General features: G+C 34.6%; 17 protein-coding genes. 9 read left to right on the forward strand and 8 right to left on the reverse strand.

Translation table 11 applies throughout. The features are described from left to right. Position 1: 1 nt before the first annotated feature. The 3 genes from E0F91_RS01515 (at position 2) to E0F91_RS01525 (ending at position 6,307) form a co-directional block, all read left to right on the forward strand. Positions 2-403: a (deoxy)nucleoside triphosphate pyrophosphohydrolase gene (locus E0F91_RS01515; protein WP_132064598.1), complete on the forward strand. Its 402-nt coding sequence runs from the start codon at positions 2-4 to the stop codon at positions 401-403. Further along, the gene (locus E0F91_RS01520; protein WP_132064599.1) at positions 400-3,540 is read left to right on the forward strand and encodes a DEAD/DEAH box helicase; all 3,141 of its coding nucleotides are present in this window, start codon (positions 400-402) and stop codon (positions 3,538-3,540) included. Before E0F91_RS01515 ends, E0F91_RS01520 begins: the two co-directional genes overlap by 4 nt. Before the next feature lie 334 nt (positions 3,541-3,874). Then, positions 3,875-6,307 carry a zinc-dependent metalloprotease gene (locus E0F91_RS01525; RefSeq protein WP_132064600.1) on the forward strand — a complete coding sequence of 811 codons (2,433 nt, stop codon included), beginning with the start codon at positions 3,875-3,877 and terminating at the stop codon, positions 6,305-6,307. 227 nt (positions 6,308-6,534) lie between these two features. Here E0F91_RS01525 and carB read toward each other — a convergent pair whose 3' ends face one another. Both carB and rpmH read right to left on the reverse strand, forming a co-directional pair. After that, complete coding sequence (gene carB / locus E0F91_RS01530; RefSeq protein WP_132064601.1) at positions 6,535-9,387, reverse strand: carbamoyl-phosphate synthase large subunit; 2,853 nt, start codon at positions 9,385-9,387, stop codon at positions 6,535-6,537. A 157-nt stretch (positions 9,388-9,544) separates the two neighbouring features. Then, positions 9,545-9,706, reverse strand: a complete 162-nt coding sequence (gene rpmH / locus E0F91_RS01535; RefSeq protein ID WP_007136275.1) for a 50S ribosomal protein L34 — start codon at positions 9,704-9,706, stop codon at positions 9,545-9,547. 164 nt (positions 9,707-9,870) lie between these two features. On the opposite strand from rpmH, the gene E0F91_RS01540 reads away from it, so the two are divergent. After that, entirely contained in the window at positions 9,871-10,386 is a 516-nt protein-coding gene (locus tag E0F91_RS01540) for a DUF2892 domain-containing protein (protein WP_132064602.1), read from the forward strand. Positions 10,387-10,743: 357 nt separating this feature from the next. Here E0F91_RS01540 and E0F91_RS01545 read toward each other — a convergent pair whose 3' ends face one another. Both E0F91_RS01545 and E0F91_RS01550 read right to left on the reverse strand, forming a co-directional pair. Next, positions 10,744-11,658, reverse strand: coding sequence for a lytic transglycosylase domain-containing protein (locus E0F91_RS01545; protein ID WP_132064603.1), 915 nt, complete (start codon positions 11,656-11,658; stop codon positions 10,744-10,746). A 54-nt stretch (positions 11,659-11,712) separates the two neighbouring features. Beyond that, complete coding sequence (locus E0F91_RS01550; protein ID WP_132064604.1) at positions 11,713-12,369, reverse strand: alpha/beta hydrolase; 657 nt, start codon at positions 12,367-12,369, stop codon at positions 11,713-11,715. Positions 12,370-12,482: 113 nt separating this feature from the next. On the opposite strand from E0F91_RS01550, the gene E0F91_RS01555 reads away from it, so the two are divergent. Next, a complete protein-coding gene (locus E0F91_RS01555) occupies positions 12,483-13,199 on the forward strand; it encodes a pirin family protein (protein ID WP_132064605.1) in 717 nt (238 codons plus the stop codon). Between the two features lie 29 nt (positions 13,200-13,228). After that, the gene (locus E0F91_RS01560; protein WP_132064680.1) at positions 13,229-13,513 is read left to right on the forward strand and encodes a GNAT family N-acetyltransferase; all 285 of its coding nucleotides are present in this window, start codon (positions 13,229-13,231) and stop codon (positions 13,511-13,513) included. 244 nt (positions 13,514-13,757) lie between these two features. Here the strand turns inward: E0F91_RS01560 and E0F91_RS01565 are convergent, their stop codons facing one another. Together E0F91_RS01565 and E0F91_RS01570 are read right to left on the reverse strand one after the other, a co-directional pair. Continuing rightward, complete coding sequence (locus tag E0F91_RS01565; RefSeq protein ID WP_132064606.1) at positions 13,758-15,392, reverse strand: ABC-F family ATP-binding cassette domain-containing protein; 1,635 nt, start codon at positions 15,390-15,392, stop codon at positions 13,758-13,760. A 171-nt stretch (positions 15,393-15,563) separates the two neighbouring features. Next, positions 15,564-17,027 (reverse strand): alanine/glycine:cation symporter family protein, encoded by a 1,464-nt coding sequence (locus E0F91_RS01570; protein ID WP_132064607.1) that lies wholly within the window; start codon positions 17,025-17,027, stop codon positions 15,564-15,566. Positions 17,028-17,383: 356 nt separating this feature from the next. Here E0F91_RS01570 and E0F91_RS01575 point away from each other — a divergent pair, with 356 nt between their 5' ends. Next, positions 17,384-17,917, forward strand: a complete 534-nt coding sequence (locus E0F91_RS01575) for a murein L,D-transpeptidase catalytic domain family protein (protein WP_132064608.1) — start codon at positions 17,384-17,386, stop codon at positions 17,915-17,917. Positions 17,918-18,033: 116 nt separating this feature from the next. Here the strand turns inward: E0F91_RS01575 and E0F91_RS01580 are convergent, their stop codons facing one another. Together E0F91_RS01580 and E0F91_RS01585 are read right to left on the reverse strand one after the other, a co-directional pair. Further along, positions 18,034-19,209, reverse strand: coding sequence for a GlmU family protein (locus E0F91_RS01580; protein WP_132064609.1), 1,176 nt, complete (start codon positions 19,207-19,209; stop codon positions 18,034-18,036). 525 nt (positions 19,210-19,734) lie between these two features. Continuing rightward, on the reverse strand, positions 19,735-19,986 hold the full coding sequence (locus E0F91_RS01585) for a type B 50S ribosomal protein L31 (protein ID WP_066077760.1): 252 nt from the start codon (positions 19,984-19,986) through the stop codon (positions 19,735-19,737). Positions 19,987-20,228: 242 nt separating this feature from the next. Between E0F91_RS01585 and E0F91_RS01590 the strand changes: the two genes are divergently transcribed. Together E0F91_RS01590 and E0F91_RS01595 are read left to right on the forward strand one after the other, a co-directional pair. Continuing rightward, a complete protein-coding gene (locus tag E0F91_RS01590) occupies positions 20,229-20,759 on the forward strand; it encodes a DUF4199 domain-containing protein (protein ID WP_132064610.1) in 531 nt (176 codons plus the stop codon). Between the two features lie 6 nt (positions 20,760-20,765). Further along, positions 20,766-21,725, forward strand: a complete 960-nt coding sequence (locus E0F91_RS01595) for a glycosyltransferase family 2 protein (RefSeq protein WP_132064611.1) — start codon at positions 20,766-20,768, stop codon at positions 21,723-21,725. Positions 21,726-21,822: the final 97 nt, after the last annotated feature.

Below are 21,822 nucleotides of genomic sequence, written 5' to 3' on the forward strand. Positions count from 1 at the left end.
TATGCTAGAAAAATCGACTATTAATGTAACCTGTGCCATCATTTTTTTTGATCAAAAAATTCTAGTTACACAAAGAAGTGAAACCATGAAATTACCATTGAAATGGGAATTCCCTGGAGGAAAATTAGAAGATAATGAGACAGAAGTTGATTGTATCAAAAGAGAAATAAAGGAAGAAATAAATATTGATATTGAAGTTTTAGAGAAACTATCAAGTAGTATTTATAATTACGGAACATTTCAAATTAAATTAATCCCATTTCTCGCAAATTTTGTTTCAGGTGAAATAAAACTTACTGAACATAAAGAGTACAAATTATTAAATAAATCTGAATTAAGGAATTTAGATTGGGCTGAGGCAGATAAACCTATTGTTGAAGAATTATTAAAGTTAGAAATATGAATCAAGGATTATATGAAGAGTTAGTAACTAAACTAATAAGTAATAAGTTGAGTGAATTAGATAAAAACACTTTTCAAGTTAAAACTACATCAATTGATAAAGCGGAAGCTGCACAGTTATTATCTGCACATATTGGAAAAACAATTCGACATGCTTTTACTTTGATAAAAGGCGATAATATTTTGGAAAACCAAATTGAAATCGCTAACAAAATCATTTTATTTCTAAAAGATGAATTAAAGAAAGAGGAGTTTAAAGATGACTTAATTGAAACGGAAGGTAAAATATTAAACGCAGTTTTTACTAAAATAGATGCACATTTTACAGATTTAGATTTGCATCTCAAAGAAATCACACCTTACACAAGGTTAATTCATAGTGAACTTTTTACTGGCGGAAATTCAGGTACTACGCTTGAAAGTGAGTTGAGAAAAGAAATTTTGTCATCTGATAGAATAGATTTATTAGTTTCATTTATAAAATGGAAAGGAATTAGGATACTAGAAAAAGAACTTAGAGAATTTACAACTAGAGGCGGAAAGCTTAGAGCAATAACAACAACATATGTTGGGGCTACCGATGCAAAAGCTGTTGAACTTTTAGCATCATTAGAAAATACAGAAGTTAAGATTTCATACAACACAGGAAATGAAAGATTGCACGCAAAAGCTTATTTATTTGAGAGAAACACAGGTTTTCATACTGGTTATATTGGTTCGTCTAATTTTTCTCGATCTGCTTTGACAGATGGTTTAGAGTGGAATTTAAAAATCACCACAAAGGAAGTTAGTCACATAATTGATAAATTCAGAAAAACATTTGAAGCATATTGGCAAAATTCAGAATTTGAATTATTTGATAAAAATAAGGATTCTGAAAAATTAGTTAAAGCATTAAAAGACGGAAAATTTTCAAAAGATTATACTCCAAATAGTATTTTCTTTGATATAAAACCGTTTCATTATCAACAAGATATACTTGAAAAGTTAGAAGTTGAAAGAACAGTTCATAATAGATTTAAGAATTTATTGGTTGCCGCAACTGGAACTGGAAAAACAGTTATTTCAGCATTTGATTATAAAAGTTTCAGAGCAAATAACAAATCGTCAAGACTGCTCTTCGTAGCACATCGAAAAGAAATATTACAACAAGCAAAAGCCACTTTTCAAGGTGTTTTAAAAGATAATAATTTTGGCGAATTATGGGTAGATGGCCTAGAACCCGCTAGCAATGAATATGTTTTTGCATCAGTTCAAACTTTAAATAACAGACTGAAAAACATTAATCTTTCACCCGAATATTATGATTTTATAATTGTTGATGAAGTTCATCATATTTCTGCATCTACTTATAGACCAATATTAAATTATTTTAAACCAAAAGTATTATTAGGATTAACAGCGACTCCTGAGAGAATGGATGGAGAAAATATTTTAGATGATTTTTGTGGTCGAATAGCAGCAGAAATAAGACTTCCAGAAGCATTAAACAAAAAATTATTATCACCTTTTCAATATTTTGGAATTACTGATAGTATTGATTTAACGAATGTAAAATGGGAAAAAGGAAAGTATGTCGCTAGTGAATTGACAAGTTTGTACACCAAAAATAATGTTCGAGTTGGTGAAATTATTAGAGGACTTGAGAAATATTTAAATGATATTAATGATGTTCGTGCAATAGGATTTTGTGTCACCGTTGAACATGCTGTTTTTATGACTGAAAAATTTAATCTAGCTGGCCTAAAAGCTGAAGTTTTAACCAGTAAAAATTCAAGTGACAGAGAAAAAATAAGAGAACAATTTAAAAAGAAAGAATTCAATTATTTATTTGTTGTAGATATTTTTAATGAAGGTGTTGATATTCCTGAAATAGATACCGTTTTGTTTCTTCGTCCAACAGAAAGTTTAACCGTTTTTTTGCAACAGTTAGGACGTGGATTGCGTTTAGCAGAAGGTAAAGATTGTTTGACCGTTTTAGATTTTGTTGGTAATTCACGACCTGAATATGATTTTGAAAATAAATTTAGAGCATTAATAGGAAAAACAACAACGTCAGTTCTTAAAGAAATTGAAGATGATTTCCCGCACTTACCTTTAGGTTGTTCAATAGTTTTGGAGAAAAAAACTAAAGAAACAATTTTAGAAAATATTAAAAGAGCAACGACTCTGAATGTAAATCAGTTGATTACCAAAATTACTAATTATCAGCATCAAACTAACCTGCCATTAAAAATTCAGAATTTTATTGAATTATACAATATTAAATTGGAAGCCATTTATAAAAAAGATAGTTGGTCAAGGCTTTGTGAAAGAGCAGGAGTTATTGATAATTTTGATAATTTGAATGAAAAGCAAATTCTTTCTGCAATAAGTAAAAAATGGCTTTCATCAAGTTCAACAAGCTATTTCAATTTTATTTTAAAACTAGCTAAAAAGGAGTTTAAAGTTAGTATAAATGATTTTGATGAGAATGGAAAGACTATGTTGTTGATGTTGCATTATGATGTTTGGCAAAATGCAGGCGATTTTAAATCTTTAGATGAAAGTATTAATCAAATTGGAAAGAATAAAATTTTAGTAAAAGAAATTATAGAAGTTTTAGAGATTTTAATTGATAGAATTGACTTCAAAGAAATAGACATTAGTTTACCATATAAGCAACCATTAAAAGTTCATGCTAGATATACAAGAGATCAAATTTTAACTGCTTTTGGTCTAAGTACTTTTCATAAAAAATCTTCTAGTAGAGAAGGTGTCGCAGAAAATGTTAATTTAAAGACAGAACTTTTATTTGTTAATCTTATCAAATCTGAGGAGAATTTTTCACCAACCACAATGTATGATGATTACGCAATAAGTGAAACTTTATTTCATTGGCAGAGTCAGAATTCATCTAGGCCAGATTCAGGTAAAGGCTTATCATATGTCAAACATATAGAAAATGACAAAAAGATTTTACTTTTTATAAGAGAAAAAGCAAATGATGAAAATGGAAATACTATGGGTTATGTTTTTATTGGTGAAGCAAATTTTGCAGCAACAGAAGGTTCTAAACCAATGAATATAAAATGGGAATTAAATGAACCAATGCCCAATTATCTTTGGAAAGAGTCCGCTAAAATGTCTGTTGGATAAAGGCCTGAATTTATATATACTACAAACCCAAAAAGCCCCAACCGGGGCTTTTCATTTATAATCCATTCAAGTTCATTTGCGCAACTGCTTTTTTATTCTAGAGTACCATTCGTAGAACTGATCGTCTTTAAGGTCACCAATAAACAAGATGCTTTCTCCTGTTGATTTTGTCTCTTCTTTTAAGTCTTTTTATCTCAAAAATATAACTCAAAAAGTAAGAAAGAATTTAATTATATTTGATCGAACAATATAACCTTCAAAAATATATTGATTTATAAAAATGATTTCCAAGCACTTATACAAACGGCATTAATCAACAACAAAACAAACTATAATGAAACTACACGTACTTCGCTTTTTATTCTTACTGATTTTGGTTCCCTTTTATGCAAAGGCACAAACCGTATCGATCCCAGAAAAAACAAAAAACATGAAAGGCTACACTGGTTTCAAACCTTTTTACTGGGATGAAAGTACGGGTAAAATATGGCTACAAATTGATACATTTGATACCGAATTCTTGTATCAAACAGCGCTTTCAGCGGGATTAGGATCCAATGATGTTGGTCTCGACAGAGGTAAATTAGGCGCAACAGCAATTGTAAAATTTAGTCGAGTAGGCAACAAAGTTTTGATGATTCAACCCAACTATTCCTATCGCGCCATTACAAATGATGCCGCCGAAAAAAGAGCGGTTGAACAGTCCTTTGCACAATCCATATTATGGGGATTCACAGTTGCAGCGGAAACTAGCGGAAGTGTTCTAGTAGATGCCACCGCTTTTTTCATGCGCGATGCTTTAAAAATAAGTGCTGTTTTACAAGCAAACAACCAAGGTACTTATTCGCTTGATGAAACCCGCAGTGCCTTATACTTAGAACGCACGAAAAACTTTCCGCTCAATTCTGAATTTGAAACCACGATGACGTTTGTTAATAACAGTGGGAAATCTGGCAGCCATGTAAATACAGTAACCCCAAACAGTGAAGCCATAAGCCTGCGGATGCATCATTCATTTGTTGCCTTACCCGACAATAATTTTGAAACTCGTAAATATGATGCGCGTTCCCCTTACAATACTAATTCTTATTTTGACTACAGTACACCCGTTTCAGAACCCATTGAAAAAAACTTTATTAAGCGGCATCGTCTTGAGAAAAAAAATCCTTTGGCTGACCGAAGCGAAGCCATTAAACCCATTGTCTATTATTTGGACAATGGTACTCCGGAACCCATACGAAGTGCTTTATTAGAAGGTGCTAGCTGGTGGAATCAAGCTTTTGAATCAGCTGGATTTATAAATGCTTTTCAAGTTAAAATTTTACCTGAAGGAGCTGATCCAATGGATCTTCGCTACAATATGATTAACTGGGTACACCGGTCAACTAGAGGCTGGAGTTATGGCTACTCCGTTCATGATCCCAGAACGGGTGAAATCCTAAAAGGAAATGTTAGTTTAGGTTCCTTGCGTGTCCGCCAAGATTATCTTATTGCACAAGGATTATTGGCTCCTTTTGAAAATGGCGATGTCCCTGCCGACGATAAAATGCTGCAAATGTCTTTACAACGTTTAAAACAATTGGCTGCTCATGAAATTGGCCATACGCTGGGACTCATGCACAACTATATTTCAAGCGCACAAAACAGATCCAGTATTATGGATTACCCGCCACCAATGGTGACCTTAAACAGCAATGGCGAAATAGATCTCTCTAATGCCTACACCAATGAGATTGGGGACTGGGACAAAATCAGTATTCAATATGGATACACCCAATTTCCCAAAGGAACCGATGAGGCTGCAGCTTTAGATAAAATAATAGCGGATGCTACAAGCAAAGGACTCACCTTTATCTCCGATCGTGATGCTCGTGATCCGGGAGGATTGCATCCTAATGTTCATTTGTGGGATACCGGAACTGATCCGGTAACAGAATTAAAAAGGGTTATGCAAATTAGAGCAAAAGCACTTTCAAAATTTGGAGAAAACAACATCCGCAAAGGTACTCCAATGGCTCTGCTTGAAGATGTATTAGTGCCTGTTTACTTGTTTCACCGCTATCAAGTCGAAGCAGCTACCAAAGTAATTGGTGGACAATATTATTCCTATGCCATAAAAGGCGATGGACAAATGATTACAAAATCAGTTTCTAAAGAAGAGCAATTAAAAGCCTTGAATGAAGTGATCGCTACTATGGATCCAAAAGTATTAGCACTATCAGAAAACATACTAAAATTAATTCCGCCACGCCCGGTTAACTATGAGTATACCAGTGAATTATTCAACCGCAAAACGGGTTTGGCCTTCGACCCATTGTCCGCTGCCGAAGCTGCTACTGATATTCCACTTTCATTTTTATTCCATACCAGCCGTCTGAACAGATTAGTTGAATATCAAGCAAAAAATGACGGTCTTGGTATTGATGATATGATTCAAGTTCTTACTACCAAACTTTGGAACGGACAAAAATCAGTAGGGTTAGAAGGATTGATACAACAACAAAACGAACAAATGCTGCTTACCTATTTGCTAGCCGTTTCGGTGAATGATAATGCCTCGTTTGCCACAAAAGCTGCCTTATTAAAAGCAATAGACGACCTCAAAACAAAGGTAACCGCCCAACTTAAAAAAACAAAGGACAGTACTCAAAAAGGATATTTACTGCTAACACTTGACCGAATTAAATCACCTGAAAAGGCAAAAGCAACGTTACATCAATCAGCGCCTCCAGGAGCTCCCATAGGATGCGGTACGAATGAAAATTAAATAAAATGCATTGACATCAACCCGCTGGATGCAATTTGTTTTTCATCCTTCGAACTAGGAATCAAAGCTAAGTTTCAATTCTAGAGAGCGTAAAGTTGAAGTATAGTACTAATTAAACCAATTGAATAGATACCCGCGGATTAACACTATTGGGATACTATTTTAGAGTAATTATTAAAACCCAAAAAAGCCCCAAACGGGGCTTTTTCTATATTAAGAAGTCAAACTTACTTACTCAAATACATTTTTCTTCTGGAGTACAATTCATAGAACTGGTCGTCTTTTAGGTCATCAATAAATAAGATGCTTTCTCCTGTTGATTTCATTTCTGGTCCTAATGCTTTGTTCACATTGTGGAACTTACTGAAAGAGAAAACCGGTTGTTTGATGGCATATCCTTTCAATTGTGGGTTAAAAGTAAAATCAGTTACTTTATTGTGGCCTAACATCACTTTGGTTGCATAGTTTACATACGGTTCACCATACGCTTTTGCAATAAAAGGAACCGTACGGGACGCTCTAGGATTCGCTTCAATGATGTACACAATATCATCTTTTATCGCAAACTGAATGTTGATTAAACCAACGGTTCTCAATGCCAAAGCAATATTCTTCGTGTGGTCTTTTATTTGTTGCATCACAAATTCACCTAAGTTAAACGGTGGCAATGTCGCATTACTGTCGCCAGAGTGCACTCCGCAAGGTTCGATATGTTCCATAATTCCTATGATGTACACATTTTCGCCATCGCAAATCGCATCGGCTTCGGCTTCAATCGCACCATCAAGATAATGGTCTAAAAGCAATTTATTTCCTGGAATCGTTTTCAATAAATTGATTACGTGCTCTTCTAGTTCTTGTTTGTTGATTACAATTTTCATTCCTTGACCACCCAATACATACGAAGGGCGAATCAATAATGGAAAATCCAAAACATCTGCTAAAGCAGAAGCTTCGTCGGCTGTTTCTGCGATTCCAAACTGTGGAAAAGGAATCTTCAAATCGGTTAACAATTCAGAAAAACGTCCTCTGTCTTCGGCTAAATCCAAAGCGTCAAAGCTCGTTCCTATAATTTTAATGCCATATTTAGAAAGCTTCTCAGCCAATTTCAAGGCGGTTTGTCCTCCTAATTGTACGATAACGCCTTCTGGTTTTTCGTGTTGGATAATATCGTAAATATGCTCCCAGAAAACCGGTTCAAAATACAATTTATCGGCCGTATCAAAATCCGTTGAAACCGTTTCAGGATTACAGTTGATCATGATGGTTTCATAGCCACATTCTTTGGCGGCAAGCACACCGTGTACACAAGAGTAATCAAATTCGATTCCTTGTCCAATTCTATTTGGGCCTGACCCAAGAACAATTATTTTCTTTTTATCCGTAACAACACTTTCGTTATCCACGTAACGCGTACCATCTGCTTTTTCAATTTCGGCTTCAAAAGTGGAGTAATAATACGGTGTTTTTGCTTTAAATTCGGCCGCACACGTATCTACCAATTTAAACACACGATTGATATTCATTGTAGTTCGCAACGTATGTACTTGGCTTTCTAGACAACCCATCATGTGCGCGATTTGTCTGTCGGCAAACCCTTTTTGTTTCGCTTCCAGTAACAATTCTCTTGGCAAAGATTCTACTTTATAGTTTGAAATCTCTTTCTCTAATGTATATAGTTCTTCGTATTGTTTCAAGAACCACATATCGATTTTAGTAATTTCATGAATGCGACTCAACGGAATTCCCATCGCGATAGCATCATAAATCACAAAAACACGATCCCAACTCGCAAAAGTCAGTTTCTCGATAATTTGTTCGTAGTTGGTATATCCTTTTCCGTCCGCTCCTAGCCCATTTCTTTTGATTTCCAAAGATTGAGTGGCTTTGTGCAAGGCTTCTTGGAACGAACGTCCAATTCCCATTACTTCCCCAACGGATTTCATTTGAAGTCCCAACGTTCTGTCAGCACCTTCGAATTTATCAAAGTTCCAACGCGGTATTTTTACAATCACATAATCCAAAGTCGGTTCAAAAAGTGCCGAAGTCGATTTGGTGATTTGGTTTTGCAATTCATCTAAATTGTAACCTAAAGCTAATTTTGACGCAATTTTTGCAATAGGATACCCCGTTGCTTTTGATGCCAAAGCAGAGGAACGAGACACACGAGGATTGATTTCGATAGCAACAATATCTTCTTTATCATCTGGCGAAACGGCAAACTGTACATTACAACCTCCGGCAAAATTACCAATGCTACGCATCATTAAAATAGCGTAATCACGCATTTTCTGGAATGTAGTATCTGATAAAGTCATGGCTGGTGCAACGGTAATCGAATCTCCCGTATGAATTCCCATGGGATCCATATTTTCGATCGAACAGATAATCACAACGTTGTCGTTTTTATCTCGCAACAATTCCAACTCATATTCTTTCCAACCCATTAACGCTTTATCAATCAACACCTCATGAATAGGCGATGCTTCTAAACCTCTGGTTAAAAGTTCGTCAAAATCTTCTTTTTTATAGACGATTGCAGCTCCAGTACCACCAAGAGTAAACGAAGGACGTATTACTAATGGAAAACCAAATTCCTGGGCTATTTCTTTTCCTCTAAGGTAAGACGTACATATTTCAGCTGGTGCGGAGGGAACACCTATTTTTTTAAGCAATTGTTTGAACTGCTCTCTGTCTTCGGTAATATTAATAGCATTTACATCAACCCCTATTAATTTTACTCCAAAATCAGCCCAAATTCCTTTTTCATCAGCTTCCAAACACAAGTTCAAAGCCGTTTGTCCGCCCATTGTAGGCAAAACAGCATCGATTTGAGGATGTGCTTTAAGGATTTCAATGATTGATTTAGTCGTCAAGGGTTTCAAATAAATATGATCGGCCATGGATGGGTCGGTCATAATCGTTGCCGGATTGGAATTGATCAGGATAACTTCAATTCCTTCCTCACGGATCGAACGAGCAGATTGTGATCCCGCATAATCAAATTCACATGCTTGACCAATAACAATAGGACCTGAACCTATTATTAAAACTGATTTTATGGATGTATCTTTTGGCATTGTATAAGTAGTATTGTGTTGTGTAGTTGTTATTTCAAAAGACTAAAGTTATGAAACTCAAATCTTTTACTTGTAAATCGCACTCTTTTTTTAACGAATAGGTATAAAAAAAGGCGATACTAAAAAAAGTAACGCCTTATTTATGTTTATACAAACATTATTTTTTGTGTCTTGGTTCGCAAGAAACAGTCAATTTATGTCTTCCTTTAGCTCTTCTTCTAGCAAGAACTTTTCTTCCATTCGCAGAAGCCATTCTGTCCATAAATCCGTGCTTATTTCTTCTTTTTCTTTTCGATGGTTGAAACGTTCTTTTGCTCATTGCTTTGTATCTTTAAAATCTTATTTATATGTCTTCCTATTTTTGAATAACTGTTATTCTAAAACCGAGTGCAAATATACAAAGACTTTTTTTTCTCACAAGCCCTTTTGTAAAAATATTTTCAATTCATTTTACTATATTTGTGATCTTAAAATAAACACACTATGTTTCACAGAAATATTAAACTTATTATCGCCGGACTTATTATTCTTACTGGCATTTGGCAATTCACAGAAAGCAATATCGGTAACGGAATATTCCTTCTACTATTAAGTGCAATTCCTATTTTCCTTTACTTCAAAAATGAATTCATCTTATTGGCGTTCTTAAAACTTAGAAAACAAGATTTTGAAGGCGCTAAAAAATGGTTGGCTTACATCAAAAACCCGGAAACGGCTTTGGTACAAAAACAACAAGGTTACTTTAATTACCTGCACGGAATCATGCTTTCGCAAACGAATATCAATCAAGCGGAGAAATATTTCAAAAAAGCGATTGAACTGGGATTATCTATGGATATGGATTTGGCTGTTGCCAAATTAAACCTAGCCGGTGTAGCCATGACACGTCGCAGAAAATTAGAAGCTACTTCCTTATTGAACGAGGCTAAAAAATTAGACAAACAAAATATGCTGAAAGATCAAATTGTTATGATGAAAGAGCAAATGAAGAAAATATAATTTCTTTTACACTTTTAGAAAAGGGCCAAATGATACACATTTGGCCCTTTTTTGTCTTTAATCCTATTTTTTTGAAAGAACAAAACTGCTTCACCTTTTTTTTGTCAACCACCCAATGCATTTAAGCAATTAGTTGTTTTATTCGTGACATGTTTTTTCTAGTGAATTTCTGTTGCTGATACCAGTGTAATTAATTTGATCATTTCAACGAGGGAGAAGTAGCATTAGTTAATCTGATTGTGTGATTTCTCCTTCGTCGAAATGACAAAACAACTAAATTTATTCATGAGATGTAGCTCGGTACACTTCACCGATCGTCCTATTTTCTTAAATGCCTTAGATGGTTAAAAAAAACAGTTAATATCCTTCCAATGGGATCTCGATGTGATACGTTTTACCTGAGGTATTGATTAGCTTCGTTTCCCTAAGCCAAGGATTATGTATTTTTAAAATTTTATAATTAATTCCCTGTCTTTTTGCAAAAGCGACTAAATTAGTAATGGAATAATCTATTGTAACTTTTTTCGTCGGAATCATTTCATACTTATCCTTTTTATTGACTTCGAAACCAAATTTAGGTGGGTTCTTCATAATTTCTTTAAGCGCCATTATTCGGAACAAGTACCGTCCTGTTTCCTCATTCATATACAAATCATAATAATTTGTTTGTTTTTGGAAATCCAATAATTTTTTAATTCCAACCAATCCTCTATTATAGGAAGCGGCAGCTAATGTCCAAGAACCAAATTTTGCTTTAGCATTCAAAAGAAAATCGCAGGCTGCCTGAGTTGATTTTTCAAGATGATAGCGCTCATCTACATTCGTATTTACTTCCAAACCTATTTCCCTAGCGGTTTCCGGCATAAATTGCCATACGCCTCTTGCCCCAGCCTTTGACACAACATTTACTAATCCACTTTCTATAACTGCCAAATATTTAAAATCATCTGGAACTCCATTTTTCTTAAGAATGGGTTCTATTACTGGGAAAGCGCGATTGGCTCTCTTCAAGGCCAGAATCGTGTACGAATGGTAATTGGTATTCACTATTAATTCTCTATCAAATCGCTCTTTTACATCTGCAATTTTCAAAGGAGCCTCTTCCCCGGCAAAGTCAATTTTTTCTGGAAAATAATGCAGTGTTGCTTCTTTCTCAACAACCTCTTTTTGAACTAATTCTGTATTAGGATTTTTGCATGAAGCACTAAAAATCAACAAACCTCCTGCCAAACACCGAACTGCGATAGTACGTACTATTTTAATTTTTCTCATTTTATTAGTTTAGCTGTTCTTAATAAAAAAAAACAGCTTATTTATATTTTTCTTCTAACTTTCAATAATGCCAGGTAAATTCGTATTAAACCATCTGTATTTATTTAAAACCATAATATGCGTTCCTCCTTTTACAACGATGCAATTCTTAATATTTTTAATAGGAAAAACATCATCCATATCACCATGAATATGAATTACGGTTTCATCGACAACAGTTCTGTCCCATAAAACGACCTGTTCTACTGCCCAGTTTAAGTAGCGAATATCGCGAACGGAAAGAAATTTTTGATATAGTTTTAATCTTTGATTCACTTTATCCCCAAAAGAAAATTTAGCAAGAGTCTCGATATTAGCGATTAAACGCAACGGAATTAATTTATAGGCTTTAGTAGTTTTAGCAATCTTCAGTCTTCGCGGAAATTCTGCATTGCATCTTACACTTGAAATAATAATAACCTTGCGAGCGGCACTATATTTTGCCATTTCTTGAACCAAAATACCTCCAAATGAAACTCCAATTAAAACCGGATTTTCATGTTTGATTTTAGTGGCAATCCGCTTGGCATAATTCGTCAAGGATTCATTGTCTAGTGGGATTTCCCACTCTAATAAGTGTGTTTCAAATGTTTCTTTTGGAAGGACAATCCGCTCAAAAATAGCTGCACTTGCCGCCAAACCTGGCATTAAATAAACATGGATTTTACTCATAATTGTTTTAACGATTTTATAACAATATTCCACTTTTTTATAGCGAATTTTGTATAAAATTAATTTTTTTATCGGTAACCCTCCCATTATTTACTTTATATTATCAATAATTTATGACAACACAACTCTTCACATCAAATACCAGAGGCACGGCTGATTTTGGTTGGCTAAAAGCCAATTTCTCCTTTTCATTTGGAAATTATTTTAATCCTAAGCGACAACAATTTGGCATGTTACGTGTTTTAAATGACGATACTATTGCTGGCGGAACAGGTTTTGGCACCCATGCACACGCCAATATGGAAATCATTACGATTCCACTCGAGGGCGGGTTGCAGCATCGCGACAGTATGGGAAATGAAGGGATAATTGGTTTTGGAGAAGTACAAGTGATGAGTGCCGGCTCTGGAGTAGAACATTCTGAAATGAATGCTAGTCAGAAAGAAGAGGCAAAAACATTACAGCTATGGGTATTTCCTGACACAGAAAACGTGACACCAAGATACGACCAGAAATCATTTGATATTGAAAATCAAATCAATACCTTTGTAAACATCGTTTCGCCAAAGGATCAAAATGATGGCAATGCACTTTGGGTTTACCAGAAAACCTTTTTTCACTTGGGCATTTTCGATAGCGACACCAATTCGAACTATACGGTCCGAATTCCTAAAAATGGTGTTTACTTATTTTTAATTGAAGGCGAAATAGAAATTAATAACCACGTTTTGAAGGCAAGAGATGCCATGGGAATAACTGATTTTGACTCATTTGAAATCAAAGTTATTTCCAAATCAAAAATACTTTTGGTAGAGGTACCAATGAATTAAAGTTAATTATTATGGATTCAGTAATCCGCATGGAAATCACAGACAATACTTTTGCAAGACAATTTGAAACTACAATAGAAGAAGGGTTAGTTTCGGTTGAATATTCATTCCAAGAGAGGAAAATATTTTTAACTAAAATAAATGTTCCAGAATCATTTGAAAATGAAGAATTCATCTCTAGTTTCCTAAAAAACATTATGGAAATTGCTACGGAACGAAAATTTAAAGTCGTGCCCATCTTACCTAAAATCGTGGTGTTTTTCAAAAAAAATCCCATTTATAAAGAATTGCTTCCTCCCGGAATCCGCTTGTAAAACGATAAAGTAAGTGAAGTAGTTATTTCACCGCAGATTTACAGATTTAAAAATGATTTAAATTTATTGTTTTTTGAGGTGTAGTAATAAATTGGCGGTTCAACTCGTAGCATGAATTGTTATACCGTAGAATCACAGATTTAAAAAAATGATTTAAATTTATAGGTCATCCCTAAAAATCTGCGAATCTGCGGTTAATCAGACGCGCTAATTCTCGCACTTTCCATGTTTAATTAATGTGATGCTATTTCTCTATCTCGCGCATGCTCTCCATTTTCTTATTCGCTAAGAAACCGGTAATATCTTCAAAATGTTCTACTACTCTTTTGTTTCCAAATTCAAACACTTTTGTCGCCAGTCCGTCTAGGAAATCTCTATCGTGTGAAACTAATATTAAAGTTCCGTCAAAATCTCGCAAGGCATCTTTGATAATGTCTTTAGTTTTCATGTCTAAGTGATTCGATGGTTCATCCAGAATCAATAAATTTACTGGTTCTAGCAATAATTTGATCATCGCTAAACGGGTTTTCTCTCCACCGGAAAGCACTTTTACTTTTTTGGTCACATCATCACCCTGAAACATAAAAGCGCCTAAAATATCTTTGATTTTGGTACGGACATCTCCAACAGCAATATCATCAATCGTTTCAAAAATAGTGGCGTTTTCATTTAATAAAGAAGCTTGATTTTGCGCAAAATAACCAATTTGTGCATTATGGCCAATTTCTAAACTACCACCATTGATTTCAATCTCTTTCATGATTGCTTTAATCATCGTCGATTTTCCTTCCCCATTTTTTCCAACGAAAGCCACTTTTTCTCCTCTTTCAATAACAATATTAGCGTCTTTAAAAACCACATGATCACCGTATGATTTAGATAAATCTTTTACAATTACCGGATATTGTCCCGAGCGTACTGCTGGCGGAAACTTTAATTTTAATGCTGATGTATCTACTTCATCAACCTGAACGATGACCAATTTCTCTAACATTTTGACACGCGATTGCACCGCATCTGTTTTAGAAAATGTCCCTTTGAAACGATCAATAAAAGTTCTATTGTCGGCAATCATCCGTTGTTGTTCATCGTAGGCTTTTTGCTGATGTATACGTCTGTCTTTTCTAAGTTCCAAATAATGAGAATATTTGGCTTTATAATCATAAATACGTCCCATTGTAACTTCGATGGTACGGTTCGTAATATTATCTACAAAAGTTTTATCGTGAGAAATTACCACAACTGCTTTGGCCGAATTAATCAAGAAATCCTCTAACCACTGAATACTTTCAATATCCATGTGATTGGTAGGCTCATCTAGCAAAATTAAATCTGGTTTTTGCAGAAGAATTTTGGCCAACTCAATTCGCATTCTCCAACCTCCTGAAAATTCAGATGTTTGACGATTAAAATCTTCCCGTTCAAAACCTAAACCAACTAAAATCTTCTCTACTTCAGCCTCATAGTTCACTTCCTCAATGGCATAGAATTTCTCACTTAAATCAGAAACCCTTTCGATTAATTTCATGTAGGCATCACTTTCATAATCGGTACGAATGGTCAATTGCTCATTGATTTCATCAATCTCTGCTTTCATTCCAAAAATTTCTCCAAAGGCCTTCGACGTTTCTTCCATCACCGTTGCGCCATCAGTAGTTAACAAATGCTGAGGCAAATAAGCCACAACTGCATCTTTTGGTGCCGATATGTTTCCTGTTGAAGGTTTGCTTTGTCCTGCAATTATTTTAAGAAGCGTTGATTTACCTGCTCCATTTTTACCCATAAGGGCAATTTTATCATTTTCATTAATAGCAAAAGAGACATCACTAAAAAGCGTTGTACCACCAAATTGTACTGAAATATCGTTAACTGTAATCATTGAAATGTAGATTTGTAGATTCGGCTGTTCGTTACGCTGAAAACCGATTTGTTTTAAAAAGTGCAAAGATAGATTAATTAAGTAATTGGTTTACTAAAAAATAAGAGCTTCTAGAAAACAGAATAAATTCTGCTATCTAGAAGCTCTTAAAGCAGTATGTATCACGAAGGACTATACTTCTTTCTTTTTATTTATCGTATTCCAAATATGGGCATTTGACACCCCAATATCTTCTGGATGAAAAACAGGATCAATTCCTGCTTTTAGTTGTCTTTCGTAATCCTTCAAGGCTAATAATGCTGGCTTTTGTAAAAGAAGAATAGCAATAATATTGAACCAAGCCATTAATCCAACTCCTAAATCACCAATATTCCAAGCTAATTTTGCTTGATTGATAGAGCCATACATAATCACTACCATCATAAAGACCTTCAGTAAATGAGTGTAAATAGGAGATTTGAAATTCCTTGTCAAATACGAGATGTTTGTCTCAGCAATGTAGTAATACGCTAATAGGGTAGTAAAAGCAAAGAAAAACAATGCGATCGCAACAAAATAAGATCCAAAACCAGGCAAAACACTATCCATGGCTGTTTGTGTAAATCCAGGACCAGCCGAAACATTTTGTGCTCCTTGATACAGATACTCGGTAGCTCCATCGGGACCTGATACGGGATTCAGCACATTATATTTTCCCGTAATCAACAACATAAATCCAGTAGCTGAACATACTAGCAACGTATCAATATAAACCGAAAAGGACTGAACCAACCCTTGTTTAGTAGGATGCGAAACATTTGCTGCAGCAGCAATATGTGGTGCTGTACCCTGACCTGCTTCATTAGAATAAATTCCTCTCTTCACACCCCACTGGATTGCTAAACCAAAAACAGCTCCAAAACCAGCTTCCATATTAAAAGCACTTTTAAAAACTAAGGCGATTACACCGGGGAGTTTATCAATATCAATCGCAATGATTACCAATACAATCACAATGTAAGCGATCGCCATTATTGGAACCACAAATTCAGTGAATTTCGCGATTCTTTTTACACCACCAAAAACGATAGCACCAAATATCAAAGCCACCACTATACCCGATTTCCAAGTCTCAATTTCAAATGCATTCTGTATTCCGTCTGCAACAGAATTAGCTTGAACACCTGGTAATAACACCCCCGCAGAAACAATAGAAACAACCGCAAATAAAACACCAAACCATTTCACGCCTAAACCTCTCTCAATATAGAAAGCCGGTCCCCCGCGAAATTCCCCCATGTGTTTTTCTTTATAAATTTGGGCTAATGTAGCCTCTACAAAAGCAGTACTTGCTCCAAAAAAAGCTACCATCCACATCCAAAATAAGGCTCCAGGCCCTCCAAAAGCAATTGCAGTAGCAACCCCTGCAATGTTTCCCGTGCCTACCCTACCTGCTAAGGACATTGATAATGCCTGAAAAGAAGAAACCCCAGATTCAGAACTCTTGCCGTCAAACAATAACCGAAACATCTCTTTAATATGACGTATCTGTAAAAAGCGCGTACGTAAAGAAAAATACAACCCAGTCCCCAAACACAAAATAATTAATGCATCACTCCATACAATAGCATTTAACATCCCAATAATCTCTTCCATAAATCTTTTTTATTTAATAATCTAAACTGAGTAAATCGTACTTGTTTTCTAATTATTTTTATAAAAATAAAACATTAAGCCTCAAAAAACTAACTCCGAAGCACTTAAAAGCCTTTTGAGAATACAATTGACTAACAATCAATCCTTAATAAATTAGAAAACAGAGTGCAATAAAAGTCTTATTTTATAGTTTTGTATTTGAAATACAGGTCTTTGTATAATCAAAAACCTAAAAAGAAAGTTACCGTATTTCGAAGCTGTTTATTTTTTGCGAGAATGGCGCAGACTATGATGTTGACCTTGTGCTGGTCCAACGCAATTGAAAAAGTTATAGAAACTATTTAAAAAACGGAACCATGAAAAAAAAACTAACTATACTTCTTTTATGCAGTTTCCATTTTATTGTTGCGCAAGGCAACCAAGAAATTATAAAGAAAGCATACGAAATCCAGACAAAATGGGGTTTTAAGGCTACAAATAAAAACATTGTAACCTTAATTGATTTTTCAAAATCAATAGAGGAAGCAAGACTTTATGTTATTGATTTAAAAAATAGTAAAATACTCTTGACCAGCAATGTTGATCATGGTTCAGGTTCAGGTACAGGCTTAACACCTACTCTATTTAGTAATACTGAAGGAAGCAATGCAACTTCTCTTGGCTGCTATGTTACTTTGCAAACCTACAAAGGTACGTGGGGTTATTCTTTGCGATTAAATGGATTAGAGGACAACAAAAATTCCAATGCTTTGAAAAGAAACATCGTGGTCCATTCCTCAAAAAGAATGTACAATAAATTCAGCTTAGGCTGCTTCTCCGTTCCAGACAAGAATGCTAATATGCTGATTGACTTAATAAAAAATGGCTCTCTCGTTTATGCCTATCAATAAAAAACCTAAAAAGCCTCGATTAGAGGCCTTTTAGGTTTTTTCACTATGCTTAAATAAAGACTAAAGTTGGAATTTAAGTTGATTTAAAAGGAATTCATTCTTACCTATCAAAAAAACTACTCTTTCCTCCACTTTTTAGATTCCTCAAAAACATGTTCTAAAATAGCCGCTTCTCTTTCATCAAATTCCACATTTCTGCGACTCATGACTAATCGAGCGGTTTCAAAAGCTTTTTTAGTGATGTAGGTCGTAAAACCAGCTGCACCGCCCCATGAAAAACTAGGTACAAAATTGCGTGGAAATCCACTACCAAAAATATTAGCGCTCACTCCTACAACCGTTCCCGTATTGAACATGGTGTTAATGCCACATTTGCTGTGGTCTCCCATCATCAAGCCACAAAACTGAAGTCCTGTTTTAGCAAACCCTTCGGTTTCATAACTCCACAATTTTACTTCTTCGTAGTTATTTTTTAGATTCGAATTATTACTGTCGGCGCCAATATTACACCATTCCCCAAGAACTGCATTCCCTAAAAACCCATCGTGTCCTTTATTGGAGTATGCAAACAAAACCGAATTATTAACTTCCCCTCCTATTCGAGAATGTGGCCCCACAGTTGTAGCGCCATATACCTTAGATGCCATTTTTACTTGCGCATTTTCGCACAAGGCAAAAGGACCTCTAATAACAGATCCCTCCATGATTTCAGCATCTCTTCCGATATAAATCGGACCCGTCGATGCGTTTAAAGTAACAAATTCTAACTTTGCTCCTTCTTCTATGAAAATATTTTCAGGAGCAATTACGTTGACACTTTTTGGAATGGGCTGTGATCTTCTATCCTCTATTAAATATTCAAAGTCTTCTCGAATTGCTGCATCATTCTTAGCAAAAATATCCCACGTATTTTGAACCGTCAAACAGTCCTCATTATACTCTATAATCTCGTAAGTATCAAAATCTACTTCTTCCTGCTCTTCATTGGTATAAAAAGCAATTACTTCATCTCCCTTAAAAATAGCTTGATTTGGTTCTAGATTACTTACCATTTCGACCAAAATATCGTTTGGAAGAAAAGAAGCATTTATCATTACATTCGTCTCTAATTCCACCATTGGAAATTTTTCAGACAAATATTCTTCTGTTAATGTAGTTGTGGTAGATCCCAAACGCATTTCCCATTTTTGACGAATCGTCATAATACCGATTAAAATATCAGCAACCGGGCGAGTAAACGTAAAAGGCAACAAGGCATTTCGAGCCGGGCCGTCAAAAAGTATATAATTCATTTTATAGAGTATCAGAAGTTACAAAGGCTCAAAGTTACAAAGTTTTGAATAGCAATAAAAATAAAAGACACTCTTGGGAAAACACAGAAGCTGAAATAATTAAATACTACACTTTTTTTAAACCATTAAGGTCTTAAGAAAATTAAGGTTGCTACATCAAAAAGTTACTGAAGGTGTTATCAAGAAAATCGGAACACTTTTTTTAAACCATTAAGGTATTAAGAAAATTAAGATTGCTATATCAAAAAGTTATTGAAGGTGTTATCAAGAAAAGCGGAACACTTTTTTTAAACCATTAAGGTATTAAGAAAATTAAGGTTGCTATATCAAAAAGTTATTGAAGGTGTTATCAAGAAAATCGGAACACTTTTTTTAAACCATTAAGGTATTAAGAAAATTAAGGTTGTTGCCAAACTAAAATTGTGAGGAAGAAAGGATATCATAGCAATGCAAAAAATAATTGTTTGCGCATAAAAAAGCCCCGCAAAATTGCGAGGCTTTCTATATTTTGAAAACAAGCTTTTATTATTTAGCGTGTTTAGCGTATTTAGTTTTGAACTTGTCAATACGTCCTGCAGTATCAATAAGTTTAGATTTACCTGTGTAAAAAGGGTGTGAAGTTCTAGAGATCTCCATTTTTACAACTGGGTATTCAACACCGTCAACTGTTAATGTTTCTCTTGTATCTGCAGTAGATTTAGTGATAAAAACTTCGTCATTTGACATGTCTTTAAATGCAACTAATCTGTAATTTTCTGGGTGAATTCCTTTTTTCATCTTGTTAATCTTTTTTTATTTGTTGATTATAATTAGTCTTGAAGCTTTTCTTCTAACAGAAAAGGTATAAACTCCTTATAACTTTTTGTTTTACACTATTATTTTGAGTCTGCAAATTTACAATTTTTTTCCAATAAACAAATCTTTGTATCACTTTTTTTATATAATCGTAAAAAGCGATTTTTACCTCCGAATATATTGGGAATTGCTATATTTGTGGATTAATTTTAAAACAACCACAAATGATCAACGAAATTATTAAGAAGAATGGAATAACCTTTGGAGTAGCCATCGGAATTGTTTCTGCATTAATTACAGCAACAATATACGCTATTGATTTAAATTTATTCACTTCATGGTGGATTGGAGTTTTAAGCATTTTAACTTATCTTATACTGGGAATTGTCTTGCTTTCTAAAACAAAAAGAGAACTGAACGGAGTTTTCTCTTTCAAAGATGCTTTTACAACGTATTTCATAGCCATACTAATAGGTATTTTAATTTCTACTCTTTTTAATATTCTTTTATTTAATTTTATTGATCCTTCAGCTAAAGATACTTTAAGTGAATTAATGATTAAGTACACTGTAAATATGATGCAGAAGTTTGGCACACCAGCATCAGCAATCAATGAAGCTATCTCAAAATTAAAAGAAAACAGCCCTTATTCTACTTTAGAATTACTTAAAGGTTCTGTTTTTAGTATTGTTTTCAGTTCAATTTTTGGCTTAATTTTGGCGGCATTCTTTAAAAGCAAATCTACACAAGAATAAATAGTAATGAATTTATCTATACTCATACCGCTTCTTAACGAAGAGGAATCGCTTAATGAACTCTACAACTGGATCATCAAAGTGATGCAATCTCATAATTATACGTACGAAATCATTTTTCTGGATGATGGAAGTACCGATAATTCATGGACTATTATCGAAGGATTTGCAACTAAAAACCCTAACGTAAAAGGGGTTCGTTTCATTAAAAATTTTGGAAAATCGCAGGCACTGCATGCTGGTTTTGCAAAAGCGCTAGGTGATGTCATCATTACCATGGATGCTGATTTACAAGATAGCCCAGAGGAAATTCCGGGATTGTATGATATGATTACCAATGGGAATTACGATTTAGTTTCGGGTTGGAAAAAGAAACGCTACGACTCTATAGTAGCAAAAAACTTGCCTTCGAAATTATTTAATTGGGCGGCGAGAAAAACATCTGGTGTAGCATTGAATGATTTCAATTGTGGATTGAAAGCATACAAAAATATTGTCGTGAAAAACATTGAAGTATCAGGTGAAATGCACCGATACATTCCGGTTTTAGCAAAAAATGCCGGTTTTGGGAAAATTGGTGAAAAAGTAGTGCAACACCAAGCCAGAAAATATGGTGAAACTAAATTTGGGATGGAACGTTTTATCAATGGGTTCCTGGATTTAATTACCATTTGGTTTCTTTCTCGTTTTGGCAAAAGACCAATGCATTTATTTGGCGCCATGGGATCGTTAATGTTCATTATTGGTTTTATGTTGGCCGGATATATTGGAATTTCAAAACTCTACCACATGTACAATGCTATGCGCTACAGTCTGGTGACGAATAATCCTTGGTTTTACATCGCATTGACGACAATGGTTTTGGGAACACAATTATTTTTGGCTGGATTTCTTGGCGAAATAATTTTGAGAACAAAAAACAATGAAGAGCGTTATAAAGTATCGAGTGAAGTTAATTTTTTATAATTTAGACTGAAATTAATTTTCCAGGATACGCTCTTAGCCCTGATAGCAGTGAAAATCCTTTCATGCTGGGGTTCAGCAGGAAAGATTGTAACGGATA

Source organism: Flavobacterium sandaracinum (genome assembly GCF_004349135.1).
Taxonomy (GTDB): Bacteria; Bacteroidota; Bacteroidia; order Flavobacteriales; family Flavobacteriaceae; genus Flavobacterium; species Flavobacterium sandaracinum.